The sequence below is a fragment of the Faecalicatena faecalis genome (assembly GCF_012524165.2).
Lineage (GTDB): Bacteria > Bacillota > Clostridia > Lachnospirales > Lachnospiraceae > Faecalicatena_A > Faecalicatena_A faecalis.
In genome coordinates, this window is sequence record NZ_JABACJ020000005.1 from 23,396 (window position 1) to 36,473 (window position 13,078).

Sequence of the window (13,078 nt, forward strand, 5' to 3'; positions counted from 1 at the left end):
TGATAAAATTCTTTTAACAGAGGAATTAACAGGATGATCAGGAGGTTTGCGGGATGCTGATAGATATGCATATGCATGAGATGCGGTACTCAGGCGATAGTTTTCTGAAACTGGAGCAGATGGTGGAGCTGGCGAAACGGCGGGGACTCAATGGAATCTGCATTACGGATCATGATAGTATGGGATTAAAGGAGTATGCAAAGGAATATTCAGAAAAAACGGGATTTCCGATATTTGTGGGAATTGAGTATTTCTCACTGCAGGGGGACATCGTCGCATTTGGAATCGAAGATTTTCCGAAAGAGCGGATTCCTGCTCAGGATTTCATCTCCTATGTACAGAGTCAGGGAGGCATGTGCTTTTCAGCCCACCCGTTTCGAAATAATAACCGTGGGCTGGAAGAGAAGCTGTGTGATATGCAGGGACTTCATGGAGTAGAAGTGCTCAATGGAAGCACACTTTTTGAGGCGAATAAAAAAGCTGCTGATTATGCCAGAAAACTACATCTTGCAATGCTTGGTTCCAGTGACTGCCATGTCCCGGAAAAGCTTGGTATCTATGCGACCTATTTTCAGAAGGAAATCAACTCTGTAGGGGAGCTGATACAGGCCGTGAGAAACCAGGAATGTATGCCAGCCTATTATAAGGAGGGCAGTTATTATCTCTGGGACACAAAAAATCCCATAGAGGCACCTTTTACGATTCGAGAAGAAGTATACGAGGCAGAAATGCTGCGTATGGGATCAGCAGCCTTTTAACGCGGAATAAGCAATTTACTACTAAAACTGCCTAAATATAAATACTAGGTTAGAGGATATTTATTTCTGTGGTGGTCAGATTACTACAGAAAGTTTCAAAGGGGTTCGTTTTATTCGAAAGAGGAGACTATGGATATAAAAACAATTGACCATATTTTAGCAGGCAGTTTTTTCTTATCTCAGGTATCGGAATATATAATTGGAAAATTGAAGGGGACTGTAGAAAATTTCAAATTGCAGGATTACCGTTCAGATGATCTTGAATATCAGTTCATCGAAATGTTAGAGGATTCCTTGAACGATACTTTTTCAGAATATGATGATAAAGTAGTATCTGAGAACTTTAATCTGTCATTAGAAAATATAAAATTATTAACAAAAGTGTCTAATATAAAGGAAATCTTAGAATTACTGATTGGACAACCTGTTCATGATGATTTATTAAATTTGTGGAATGAAAATATAAAAAAAGAAATAACAAAACCAAATAGGGAGTGGCTGTATCGTTATATAACATTTCAGAATACGATAGTGGATGATAGTATTAGAACTGCAACTAAAATGTATGCAAGGGCTTATGGTGAAACAATGTTTCTCCATAAAAATTCTGAGAAAAGGATACGGTTGCAGGATGTATTTATACAACATAAGTACAAAAATATTTCGAATAATAAAGGCCTATCAATAGATTCTGATAATGTATTAGATTATTTAAAGTATTTTATAAATTTTCAGGTAGATATGCAATCCGGTTTGGAGTACGTTAATTGTTTATTCATTGAAGGAAATGCGGGATGTGGAAAGAGCAGTCTTGTTTCTTATTTGGCCGATATGTACGAGAAAAGATTTAAAGAATGGGTGGATAATTTTGGAGAACGAGAACTTATTTGTATCAGATTAAGAGATATAATACCAGATAATATGAGATTTACTTACGATTCTATTAACTCGGATATTTTATCATATCTTAATTTGGATCCATCAGAGAGATTAGATAAAAAGCATAAGAACTCTATTGTTATTCTTGATGGATTTGATGAACTGTGCATGGTTGAAAAAATACATGAAAACATAAATTATTACATATATGAATTATTTGAACTATTCAAAGAGTGTAAGATTATTATAACGACACGGCCCCAATATATAAATATACGTAGTTTGAATTTCCCTAAGGCGCATATCATGCTATTACATTTTGATAAAGAACAGCGTGTGGCTTGGGTTAATAAATATATGCAGACAAGTTGTGAGGAGGAGGAAAAGACAGCACTTGAATATATTAAAGGGTTGAATGATAATGATACAAATGGGATTTGTGATACTCCGATGGCGTTATATATGTTGGTAGCAGGTCGAATTAATGAAGATGCAAAACAGAATAATTGGGTATTATATAATCAAATCTTTTATAGAGAGCTATCAGAAACAGTTTACAATTCTATTTTTCCTTCAAGCCATGGTACATATTCTCATTCCATTAAAAAGTATAAAGATTTTATATACCGAGTTGGTGCAGAAATATCATATGAGATGTATAAAGGAAACAATACAAAATTATATCTGACTAATGATGATATAACAAAAATAATTTCTGGTATGGAAATTTCTGATTTTGATGTTAGAGAAATAGTAAAATATTGTTATGCACTTTGTAGTTATTGGAAAATGGATGCGGAAAAAGGAGTTGCAGAATTTTACCATAATAATATTAGAGACTTTTTTATGTGTGAAAAGATTTTTTATGAAATGGAAAAATTATATCAGGAAACGGAAGATTTAAGTGATAGAATTTTTGCGGAAACATTTGCCAAAAGATTGTTTGAATTATTTTCCTATTCTGAAATTAACACAAAGGTGATAGAATTTCTTTATCTTAGAGTTTTATACCAAAAAAATAAGAATAATGATATGAATTTTGCTAAAATTGAAAAGAGTAAAAAGCAGCTTGAAAACTTTTTCTATTTGTTAGCAGAGGGAAATTTCAGTATGCCTAATGATATAACATTTGGAACGGGTTATGATTCAATTATTAATACACTAATAAATACTGTTCAAATTTTTCGGCATGCATATGACCCTTATTTAGAAAATGAAGATAGTATAATTACATGGTTTTATAATGAAGCATTTACCTTTGGTTCTTATCCATTTTTTATCAATAATTTTAAGAAAATATTCATAAGAGACTCATTAATCATAAATGAGAGAATAATCTATACAGCTGGGAAGGCGAATTTTTCTTACATTTTGCTTGGAGGGGAAGATTTGCGTGATGTAGAATTTGTATCATGTATTATTCAAAACGCGGCTTTTCAAAACGCTATTTTGTCGGGTGCAAATTTTGAGGGTTCAGATTTAAGTGGTTCAATTTTTAGGGGAGCGGTTTTACAGAACGGTAACCTAAAAAATTGTAATCTTACTAATTGCATATTTACGGATGCTATTTTGATGAATACAATACTTCCTGATGGATCTACATTCGAGAGTAATGTGGAGGCATATAATCATTTGAGAGAACTAAATATTAAGGGATTAATTATATAAAATTATTTTTGAATGATGGAAAGTCTTTTCTGAAAGGGAGAGACTTTTTTATTATATAGGAGTGTGCTCGGCGAAGTAAATGTGTCATGATACCAAAGAATACTGAAATTGATAAGATAGTAGCTGAAGTCAGTAGGATTATGCGGAAACAATAGCGGCTATGGGGAGATGAGAAGTAATAAAGCAAATTTAAATATCCGTTTTGCCCTTACTAAAATAATCTAATCTTTTCGTTTTGTGCAAGTTGAATAGGGAAAAAATATAAATAATTTTAGCAAAATTTAGGAAACAATTAAAAAATAAACAAAAATCGTAAGCTTAAAATGTTGAAAAGTACGAAAATGAAAGTGGATTATACGAATTGATTGACATAAATTTAGTTGAATGCTAGAATTAGCTAAAATAATTTATTAAAACTAAAAAATGAAAGGAGGAACGGATGAGACCTAAAATTAGTGAAAGGGAGTTTGAAGAACGGCGTAGAAAAGTGCAGGATTTTATGGCAGAGAGAAATCTTGATCTACTGCTCTTATATGCAGATGACCGCTATGTATATGGTCAGGCATATGCCAGATGGATGATTGATTATCAGCCCCAATTTGAAGCGGCACTGGTGCTGGTACCTGCCAAGGGGGAGATTGCTCTTGTAACAGGAGCAGAATCCGTAGAATTTGCTCTGCATACGTCCAGGTGCAGAACTGTTTATGCTACCCCCCAATTCCTGCACCCGAACGAGGATTATCCTTACTGTGAAGTGACGAGTTTTGAGGAGGTGATTGCCAGGCTGGAGGCACAGTCAGAAAGAAAAATCAGACACATTGGGGTTGCGGGAAAAGCGTTTATACCGTATGATTTATTTATGGAAATTGTGGAAAAATTTGGTAATGAGTGGATCCACGATGTAGAAGAGGCGTTATCCATGCTCCGTGCAGTTAAGACAGAGGAGGAGATTTCTGTCATACGTTATGCTTACCAGATTGCTGAGAAGGGGATGGATACGCTGTATCAAAAGCTCAGAGAAGGAATATCAGAAAGAGAGCTGGCAGCAGAAGCAGAGTATGAGATGCGCAAAATGGGTTCCGAGGGCATGGGAATTGAGACCATGATTAATTCCGGTCCAGCCAATACCTCACCGATCCTGTCCAGGACGACCTTTAGGGAGCTTCAAAGATCAGACCTGGTTGTTGCGACATTGGCACCACGCTATGAAGGATATCATGGGGCAGTCGGAAGACCATTTGTACTGGGAGAGGCACCGAAGGAGATTCAGGCATACATAGAACTTGTCATGAGTGCCCAGGAAGAGACGATGAAAAGCTTAGGGCCTGGCATGACTGGAAAAGAGATGGATGCTATTTCCAGGAATCAGCTTGAGAAAGCAGGGTTCGGTAAGAATTTTGCCTATACTGGTATCCATAGTGTAGGAGTCATTGAATTTGAACAGCCCATATTGTCATCTAAATGTGATGTCGTATTAAAGCCGAACATGGTATTTTCCATTGACATTCCCCTGTTTTTGAATGAATGGGGCGGTATGCGGCTGGAGAATGGATACCTTGTCACAGAACATGGATGTGAACCATTAAATACCTGGGACAGAACATACATAAAGCCGATTTAAAAATCTGACTGCCTGCACATATACTGCTGCATATGCCTGAATGAGAGGACCAAAAAGGAGGAAATTCCAAATGGAATTGAAGATAAAGGATATAGCAAAAAAGGCAGGAGTATCTCCAACAGCAGTTTCGTTTGCATTGAATGGCAAAGAAGGAATCAGTGAAAAAACAAGGCAGAAGATTTTACAGATCGTAGAAGAGGAAGGCTACACTTCAAAAAGCCTGATGAAAAAAAGGCTGACCAGTATGGACATGAATGAATCATCCAGATTGATTTTTCTGCTCTATCCAGTGAATGCCCAGGAAGAGGGAGAAGGAAGCGAGGATTCGTATTCCTTTTACGAGATTATGCAGAAGGTAGAAAAACAGATTCGCGAATTTAAATATAATCTGTTTTTTAAGTCCATTCCCATGCAGGGAAATTATAAAAAAGAAATCGAGAAGATGATAGATTTTTATCAGGTGGAAGGCATGATCGTGGTAGGTACGCAGATGTCACCCGCCCAGATCAAGAATATTTACAGCATTGCTACTCCGATGGTGGTCATAGACAGGTTCTTTCAAGAGTTGAATGTAGATTGTGTCGCGTTTGATAATTTTGCAGGTGCATATGAAGCAGTTACTTACTTAATCGAGAATCACCACAGGAAAATCGGGTATGTCGGAACAGGCAGCACGAATATCAACTTAGCAGAGCGCAGAGAAGGTTATGAAGCTGCAATGCGAGATATGAAAGGCTTAACTGATCCGAGGTATTGTATTTCTGATATTAAGAACAGTGAAAAAGAGAAGTGGATCGAACTTTTGGGGATGCCGAATGAGATGCCTACAGCATTTCTTGTTGAAAGCGATTATCTGGCAATTGATGTGATCAAGGAACTTCAGGCAGCCGGGTTTTTGGTTCCTCAGCAGATATCTGTGATCGGATTTGATAACAGTGTCATTGCAAATCTGGTGACACCGGAATTGACGACCATGAATCTGCCATGGGATAAGCTGGCAAGACTTGCGGTCCTAAGATTGATGGAAAAGATGAGAAATGGAGCAGACGGGGCACTAAAGAGCAAGGTTTCTACAGAGCTTGTGGAGAGAAAGTCCTGCCGGCGGATTTCAAAAGATTTTTAAGACGCTCTAAGAGAGACAGGGAATGTGAATGAATGGAAATTTTACCCAAATAGGGGAACGGTTTCCTAAATAAAAAGCAGACCCGCTGGTTCATAGAATATCATTTTTTACTGTAAAAGGGGAACGGTTTCCTAAGGAGGTATACGTATGACAACAATTATTGATGTAGCAAAAAGGGCAGGGGTATCAAAGACATCTGTATCCAGATATCTGAACGGACAGAACCAGGGCCATATGTCCGATGAGACAAAGGAAAGAATCAAAAAGGCAATTGAAGAGCTGGATTATCAGCCGAACAGCATCGCAAAGAGCTTAAAACAGAAATCGACCAATGTAATCGGGCTTGTAGTTAACGATATGAGCAATCTATTTTTCCTGGAGATCATCAGGGGAATTGAAACAGAACTGAAGAATTCTGGATATAATCTGCTCGTATGTAATTCGGATACAAATGTAGAGATGGAACTGGAATGTCTAAAGATGTTGGAGAAAAGACAGATCGATGGAGTGATTCTGATCGGGATGAATATGCCGGTTTCCCATATTGAGAAAATTCGGACAGAATTTCCCATTGTCCTTATGGAGCGGGAGCCAGGCAAGACCAATCTGGACTCTGTCAGAATCGATAATAAGGTAGGTGCCTATGCGGTCGTAAAGCATCTGATAGACAGAGGACATCATAGGATCGCCCATATTACAGGACCTTATATCTCCACAATGGCTGTAGAGAGAAAGGAGTCATACATACAATGTCTTGAGGATCATGGACTCAAGGTCTATCCGCAGTATATTGTGTCCGGAAATTATAAACTGGAAAGTGGTTATGCAGGGATGCAGGCGCTGATGGCCTTGGAGAAGAAACCGACGGCAGTGTTCTGTGCGAATGATTATATGGCGATGGGCGCATTGAGATATTTGATGGAGCATGGATACAAGGTCCCGCAGGATGTAGCGCTTGCAGGATATGATGACATTATGGTATCCAGGATGGTGACTCCGCCGCTGACTACAGTGCGTCAGCCGGTATGGGAGCTGGCGGGAATGGCGGCAAGACTTTTATTGGAAAGAATTGAGAATAAGGAGAAGCGGGATCAGGAAGGCAGGACAGTGATCATGCAGTCGGAGCTTGTGATCCGGGCCTCCTCATAGAGAAACAAGGAGAAAAGATGTCTGAGATCAAAAAGGACTGGATGAAAGAGGTATGGAGACACATCATCGCATATGGCGCAAAGCCTATGGGCTCTCTAAATCTTCGGAATACCGCAGGATACCTGGAAACGGTGGTGAGAGAGGTCTGCGGGAACGTGAAGATCTGCCAATACCCGGAAAAGGCCTGGGTAGCAGAAGAATGGGCACTTTTGGATGGAGAAGGGAAGGAAATTCCATCCTACTTATTCTTGGAAAGCGGTGGTTCCAGGTGGTTTGAGGGAAGAGTGGAATTTGCCGGATACCACAGGGTATGGGATATGTATGTGTGGAAAAGATATATGATCGTCTCGAATGAACGAGAGATCAAAGCCTATATTACGGTCCGGGAAGGGGAGGAAGCAATTCCGCAGATGCTGTTTGCCCGCGGAGATCTGCCCCATTATATGGTAGGAAGCGAAGAGGAAAAAAGGCTGGAAGCAGCAATGAAAAGCAGGACCTTGTTCCGGGGATATGCAAAGATACAAAAGCAGTACGATTCCTGGTTGCAAAATATCACGGGCAGAATCGGGAAGGAAGGGAAAAAGGTGATATTGTGCGCCCACTACGACACGGTATATTCTACCGAAGGGGCATATGACAATGCAGCAGGTACCGCAGTGGTTCTGGAAACGGCCAGACAGCTCAGCGCATACCGGGTCAGGAATCAGATCGAAATCCTTTTGACAGATGGGGAAGAGTTCAATCTGCGGGGATCAAAAAAACAGGCGGAAGCAGAGAACGAGGAGCTTGCATTTGTACTGAATATTGACGGTGTCGGAAGGGAAAATACACTGGAGGTATGGAGCGGGCCAGAGACTTTTGAACGGAGGATCAGGCGTATTCTGGATGAAAGCAAAGAAGTTTTTGTGCCCAAGTATATTTGTCCGCCGCCTCCGGGAAGTGATCACGCTCCCTACTACGAAAAAGGAAATGATGTATGCATGTTGACGTTTAACGACCAGGGAATCTTACATTCACCAAAGGATGTCTATGAAGAACGTAAGCTGGAAAATATGGAGAAAATGGTAAGAATCGTATTAGAACTGCTTCAGGGTCTGGGCGTTATCGAAAAATAGGAGAAGAAGGAAACAAGATCAGATAGATCATAAAGGAGAAAAATTATGATGAAGATAAAGAAATTAACGGCTGTATTATTTTGTTTTATAATGGTAGTTTCACTGATTGGATGTTCCATGGGAAGCGATGAGAAAGCAACTTCCGAGAAAAAGAAGGATGGAAATAAAAAGGTGATCGGAGTCTCTTTGATGACATTGCAGTATGAATTTTTCCAGGACATCAAGGCTGGAATTGAGGAAGAAGCCGGAGATGATTACGAAATCGTGTTCAACGATCCGAATATGGATCTGCAGGCACAGATCGATGCCATTGAAAACTTCTGTGCACAAAAGGTGGATGCAATCATTTTGACCTGTGTTGACGGAGATGGAATCATCCCTGCGCTGGATACCTGTGAAGAGGCCAACATTCCAGTAATTACAGTAGATTACAAGCCAAGCGGCGGAAAATATGAGACATATATCGGATCGGACAACTTCCTGGGCGGTCAGTTGGCAGCTAAATGGGCAATCGAGAATGTGCTTGCGGATAATGAGAATCCCAACATTGTGTTCTTAAGCAATCCGATGTCGATTGCAGCAGTTGAACGTATCAATGGATTTAAAGATATTCTGGAAAAGGAAAGACCAGGTGCAAAGGTCGTGGCAGAACAGGGCGGAGATTCCAGGGAATCCTTTATGAGCATCATGGAAGATGTATTATTGGCAAATGACCGGATCGACTTGGTATTTTCCTATGGTGCACAGGGCGGACTTGGTTCTTATGATGCCATCCAAGCAGCAGGCCGGGAGGATGAGGTGTCTGTCATCGGCTTCGACGCATCAGATGAAGAGCAGGCTGCAATTGCTGAGGGAGGCTGCTATAAGGGCAGCATCATGCAGTTCCCGAAGAAACTTGCAGAAGCATGTGTGGATAGTGTGACTAAAACGTTGAATGGAGAGAAGATCGAGAAGGATATTGCTGTAGAAGTAGGTGTTTATACAGCAGACGGCGTTGTCTATGCAGATGATTTAAAATAGAAGGATGAGATAGCATGGAGAAAAAATGGATACTGGAGTTTCAGAACATCAGCAAGTCATTCGTAGGGGTGAAGGCTCTTACTAAGGTAAGCTTTCGGGTAGAGGAAGGTGAGGTTCATGCCCTGCTCGGAGAAAACGGTGCCGGTAAATCGACGTTGATGAAAATCCTGTCCGGGGCCTATACAAGGGATGAGGGAACGATCCTTTTGGATGGAAAGGAAATTCAGATAAAGAATACAAAGGAATCCGAGCGATTAGGGATTTCCATTATATATCAGGAATTGAACCTGATTCCAGAGCTTTCCGTGGCGGAAAACATTTATCTGGACAGACAGCCAAAGAAAAAAGGAAGAATCGACTGGAAAGGCATGAATGAAGCTGCTCAGAAGATGCTTGAGAGTATTGATATGATGATGGACCCCAAGGTAAAGGTTTCTTCATTAAGCGTAGCACAGCGTCAGATGGTGGAAATTGCAAAGGCGGTTTCATTGAATGCAAGACTTGTCATTATGGATGAACCCACCTCCGCGCTGACAGAGGGAGAGACAAAGAAGTTGTTCCAGGTCATTGAATCCTTAAAGAAGAAGGGTATCACAATCATCTATATCAGTCATCGGATGGATGAAATCTTTAAAATCTGTGATTCCTATACGATTCTGCGGGATGGACAGTTCATCAGTTCTGGGAGCCTTCATGATGTTACGATCGATCAGATCATAGAAGATATGGTGGGAAGACCTTTGATGCAGGTCTTCCCGGAAAAGAATAATAAGATCGGGGAAGTCATTCTGGAAGTCCGGGATATGAACAACGGGAAGGAAGTAAAGGGTGTATCCTTTACCCTGCGCAAGGGAGAAATATTAGGATTCGCAGGCCTGGTAGGTGCAGGACGCAGTGAGACGTTAAAGGCGGTTTTCGGGGCGGACAGAAGGGCAAAGGGCGAGATCATCTTGAACGGTAAGAAAATTAATATCCGCTCCCCGAAGGATGCTATCCGTTATGGAATCGGATTCCTCCCTGAGGACCGTAAGAAGGAAGGGCTCGTGGTGGGCCTGTCGGTATTGGATAATGTGGTGATGGCGAAAACAGAGAATGCGATGACAAAAGGAATATTTTCTGCCAAAAAGGCAAAAGAAATCTGTACTCGTTATATCAAAGACCTTTTAATCAAGACTCCGTCTGAATACCAGGCAGCTAAATTCTTAAGCGGCGGGAATCAGCAGAAGGTGGTTCTGGCAAAATGGCTGAACAGCGAACCACAAATTATTGTACTGGATGAGCCGACCAGAGGAATTGACGTCAATGCCAAGATGGAGATTTACAATATCATTGTGAAATTAGCAGAAGAAGGAAAATCGATTATACTGATTTCTTCTGAGATGCAGGAGATCATCGGGCTTTGTGACCATGTCAATGTCATGTTCGAGGGGAGAATCTCTGGAGAACTGAATCGGGAGGAATTAAGCCAGGAAGGAATCATGAAATTTGCAACAGGAGGAAGTCTTGAATGAAAGAAAAAGGGAAACAGATAAAAAAACAAAATTGGAATGACCTGGCGATCTTCTTTATATTGCTGGTCCTGATCATCATTTTAGCAATTATCCGGCCGGTATTTTTGACACCCAACAATATCCTGAATATCATGCGTCAGGTGTCTGTTGTAGCTATTATAGGAATCGGCATGTCCTATGTACTGATTTCTGCGGAAATCGATTTGAGTGTTGGTTCCTTGGCAGCACTTGCAGGAATCGCAGCAACAATGGCTTTAAAATCCGGAATGGGGATGGGTATCTCGATGACCATTGCGGTCGTGATCACAGTGTTCTGCGGACTGCTCAATGGAGCAATTCATACATTTGTCAAAATTCCGTCCTTCATCGTGACGATGGGAATGCTCAATATTGCCAGAGGAATCGTTCTGGTCATGACAAATTCTTATCCTGTAACGGGACTTCCAGATTCCTTTAAGATGCTGGGGAGAGGGTATATCGGTTTTGTTCCGATTCCAGTGGTTGTAATGATCGTCTGTTATGTGATTGGATATTTTGTTCTGAAGTATACAAAGTTCGGAAGAAGCATATATGCCATCGGAGGAAATATAGAGGCGGCAAAGCTGTCAGGAATTCCGGTATCCAGAAACAAGGTATTGATCCATACGATCAGCGGTCTGACGGCAGGAATCGCAGGTGTCGTTCTTGCCTCAAGGCTCTTTTCTGGGCAGCCGAGTGCAGGAAATGGATTGGAATTAGATGCCATTGCTGCCTGTGTTATTGGCGGAACCAGCACGGCTGGAGGCGTTGGAAGACTTTGGGGGACACTGCTCGGGGCGTTGATCATGGGAATCATCACTAACGGTATGAATCTGATGAACATTTCTACGAACTGGCAGTTGATTATCCAGGGCATTATCATCATTGTAGCAGTCGGACTGGACCGCATTAAGAGCAGCAATTAAGGGGAAAGATATGGATGAATTCAAGAACAGGATTGAGAACAAACAGGAAGAATACATACAGTTTCTAAAAAAACTCATTGGATTTGATACCTCTGTCATCCGACATGGGGAGGATGGACAGGAGTATGAGGCACAGCAGTGGATGGCCAGATATCTGGATGGCTTAGGATGTGAGGTAGAAATGTTCGAGCCGGATAATGAGAGGATGAAGTCCTATCCGGGCTATAATGCAGGACATTCCTATCACAAAAGGCCTAATGTATCGGCACGGTACCGAGGGAGCGGCGGGGGAAAATCGCTGATCTTAAATGGGCATATGGATACGATGCCTGCCGGTGACCTGGAGCGGTGGAAGTATGATCCATGGGAGATGACAGAGGAAGACGGGAAGCTGTACGGCCTGGGAACAGACGATATGAAGGGCGGCCTTTCTGCGGCTGTCCTGGCACTGGAGCTTGTGCTTAGTATGGGCTATGAGCCGAAGGGAGATATTATCATCTTGAGTGTTGTCGATGAGGAGGGAGGCGGGAATGGAAGCCTTGCCTGCGTCGACAGAGGAATAACGGCCGATGGAGTCATCATTGCAGAAGGAACCAACATGGAGGTCTTCCCGGTCAATAGGGGGGCCTGGCTGGGAGAAGTGGAGGTGGACGGGAAACCGATTCATGCCAGTCTGAAAGGCTTCGGTGAGAGTGCCATCGATAAGATGGTCAAAATTATGAATACACTTTATGAGCTGGAAGCAAAATGGATGGCAACAAAGCGGCACCCGCTCCTTGCCCCGATCACATTTAATATGGGATATATCCATGGCGGTGTTGCGGCATCGACAGTACCGGATCATTGTATGATGAAATTTGAAATCGATTATTATCCATCAGAGATCGATAAGTTCGGCAATTGGCAGAAGGTAGATAAACATACTGTGGTCCGTGAGGTAGAAGACTATGTCTACAATATGGCAAAGGGAGACCCGTGGATGCGGGAGCACATGCCGCGATTCACATGGTTTCAGGACTGTTCTCCTTTTGAGACGCAGACGGAGCATCCACTGGTACAGAAGCTGGCAGATGCTGCCGGTGAAGTGACTGGAAGAAGAGTGATAACCGGGATGTCCGCGGGATGTGATGCAAGGCATTTTACGAACATTGCAGGAATCCCTACTGTAGTATTTGGTCCGGGGAGCTGCCATAATGCACATGTGTATAATGAATATCTGCCGAAAAAGCAGTTTTTCCAAGCCATTGAAACGTATGCAAAAATGATTGTTGAATGGACAAGGTAGGGAGT

At 41.6% G+C, this 13,078-nt stretch carries 10 protein-coding genes; all 10 read left to right on the forward strand.

Features of this window, described 5'->3' with window-relative positions; all coding sequences use genetic code 11:
* Nucleotides 1–53: 53 nt before the first annotated feature.
* The 10 genes from HGO97_RS07110 (at nucleotide 54) to HGO97_RS07155 (ending at nucleotide 13,073) form a co-directional block, all read left to right on the forward strand.
* The gene (locus HGO97_RS07110) at nucleotides 54–758 is read left to right on the forward strand and encodes a PHP domain-containing protein (RefSeq protein WP_216240624.1); all 705 of its coding nucleotides are present in this window, start codon (nucleotides 54–56) and stop codon (nucleotides 756–758) included.
* Between the two features lie 129 nt (nucleotides 759–887).
* Nucleotides 888–3,305: a pentapeptide repeat-containing protein gene (locus HGO97_RS07115; RefSeq protein WP_216240625.1), complete on the forward strand. Its 2,418-nt coding sequence runs from the start codon at nucleotides 888–890 to the stop codon at nucleotides 3,303–3,305.
* Nucleotides 3,306–3,744: 439 nt separating this feature from the next.
* The gene (locus HGO97_RS07120; protein WP_216240626.1) at nucleotides 3,745–4,926 is read left to right on the forward strand and encodes a M24 family metallopeptidase; all 1,182 of its coding nucleotides are present in this window, start codon (nucleotides 3,745–3,747) and stop codon (nucleotides 4,924–4,926) included.
* A gap of 70 nt (nucleotides 4,927–4,996) precedes the next feature.
* Nucleotides 4,997–6,049: a LacI family DNA-binding transcriptional regulator gene (locus tag HGO97_RS07125; RefSeq protein ID WP_216240627.1), complete on the forward strand. Its 1,053-nt coding sequence runs from the start codon at nucleotides 4,997–4,999 to the stop codon at nucleotides 6,047–6,049.
* A 147-nt stretch (nucleotides 6,050–6,196) separates the two neighbouring features.
* Nucleotides 6,197–7,198, forward strand: coding sequence for a LacI family DNA-binding transcriptional regulator (locus HGO97_RS07130; protein WP_216240628.1), 1,002 nt, complete (start codon nucleotides 6,197–6,199; stop codon nucleotides 7,196–7,198).
* 17 nt (nucleotides 7,199–7,215) lie between these two features.
* Nucleotides 7,216–8,313: a M28 family metallopeptidase gene (locus HGO97_RS07135; protein WP_216240629.1), complete on the forward strand. Its 1,098-nt coding sequence runs from the start codon at nucleotides 7,216–7,218 to the stop codon at nucleotides 8,311–8,313.
* Between the two features lie 45 nt (nucleotides 8,314–8,358).
* Nucleotides 8,359–9,333, forward strand: a complete 975-nt coding sequence (locus HGO97_RS07140; RefSeq protein ID WP_168866681.1) for a substrate-binding domain-containing protein — start codon at nucleotides 8,359–8,361, stop codon at nucleotides 9,331–9,333.
* A gap of 14 nt (nucleotides 9,334–9,347) precedes the next feature.
* Nucleotides 9,348–10,844, forward strand: coding sequence for a sugar ABC transporter ATP-binding protein (locus HGO97_RS07145; protein WP_216240630.1), 1,497 nt, complete (start codon nucleotides 9,348–9,350; stop codon nucleotides 10,842–10,844).
* Nucleotides 10,841–11,788: an ABC transporter permease gene (locus HGO97_RS07150; protein WP_216240631.1), complete on the forward strand. Its 948-nt coding sequence runs from the start codon at nucleotides 10,841–10,843 to the stop codon at nucleotides 11,786–11,788. Before HGO97_RS07145 ends, HGO97_RS07150 begins: the two co-directional genes overlap by 4 nt.
* A gap of 10 nt (nucleotides 11,789–11,798) precedes the next feature.
* Entirely contained in the window at nucleotides 11,799–13,073 is a 1,275-nt protein-coding gene (locus tag HGO97_RS07155; protein ID WP_216240632.1) for an ArgE/DapE family deacylase, read from the forward strand.
* The last annotated feature ends 5 nt before the right edge of the window (nucleotides 13,074–13,078 follow it).

Excerpts from the sequence above, each read along its gene's own strand:
- HGO97_RS07110 (WP_216240624.1), top strand. The coding sequence starts at position 54 with ATGCTGATAGATATGCATATGCATGAGATGCGGTACTCAGGCGATAGT.
- HGO97_RS07115 (WP_216240625.1), top strand. The coding sequence starts at position 888 with ATGGATATAAAAACAATTGACCATATTTTAGCAGGCAGTTTTTTCTTA.
- HGO97_RS07120 (WP_216240626.1), top strand. The coding sequence starts at position 3,745 with ATGAGACCTAAAATTAGTGAAAGGGAGTTTGAAGAACGGCGTAGAAAA.
- HGO97_RS07125 (WP_216240627.1), top strand. The coding sequence starts at position 4,997 with ATGGAATTGAAGATAAAGGATATAGCAAAAAAGGCAGGAGTATCTCCA.
- HGO97_RS07130 (WP_216240628.1), top strand. The coding sequence starts at position 6,197 with ATGACAACAATTATTGATGTAGCAAAAAGGGCAGGGGTATCAAAGACA.
- HGO97_RS07135 (WP_216240629.1), top strand. The coding sequence starts at position 7,216 with ATGTCTGAGATCAAAAAGGACTGGATGAAAGAGGTATGGAGACACATC.
- HGO97_RS07140 (WP_168866681.1), top strand. The coding sequence starts at position 8,359 with ATGATGAAGATAAAGAAATTAACGGCTGTATTATTTTGTTTTATAATG.
- HGO97_RS07145 (WP_216240630.1), top strand. The coding sequence starts at position 9,348 with ATGGAGAAAAAATGGATACTGGAGTTTCAGAACATCAGCAAGTCATTC.
- HGO97_RS07150 (WP_216240631.1), top strand. The coding sequence starts at position 10,841 with ATGAAAGAAAAAGGGAAACAGATAAAAAAACAAAATTGGAATGACCTG.
- HGO97_RS07155 (WP_216240632.1), top strand. The coding sequence starts at position 11,799 with ATGGATGAATTCAAGAACAGGATTGAGAACAAACAGGAAGAATACATA.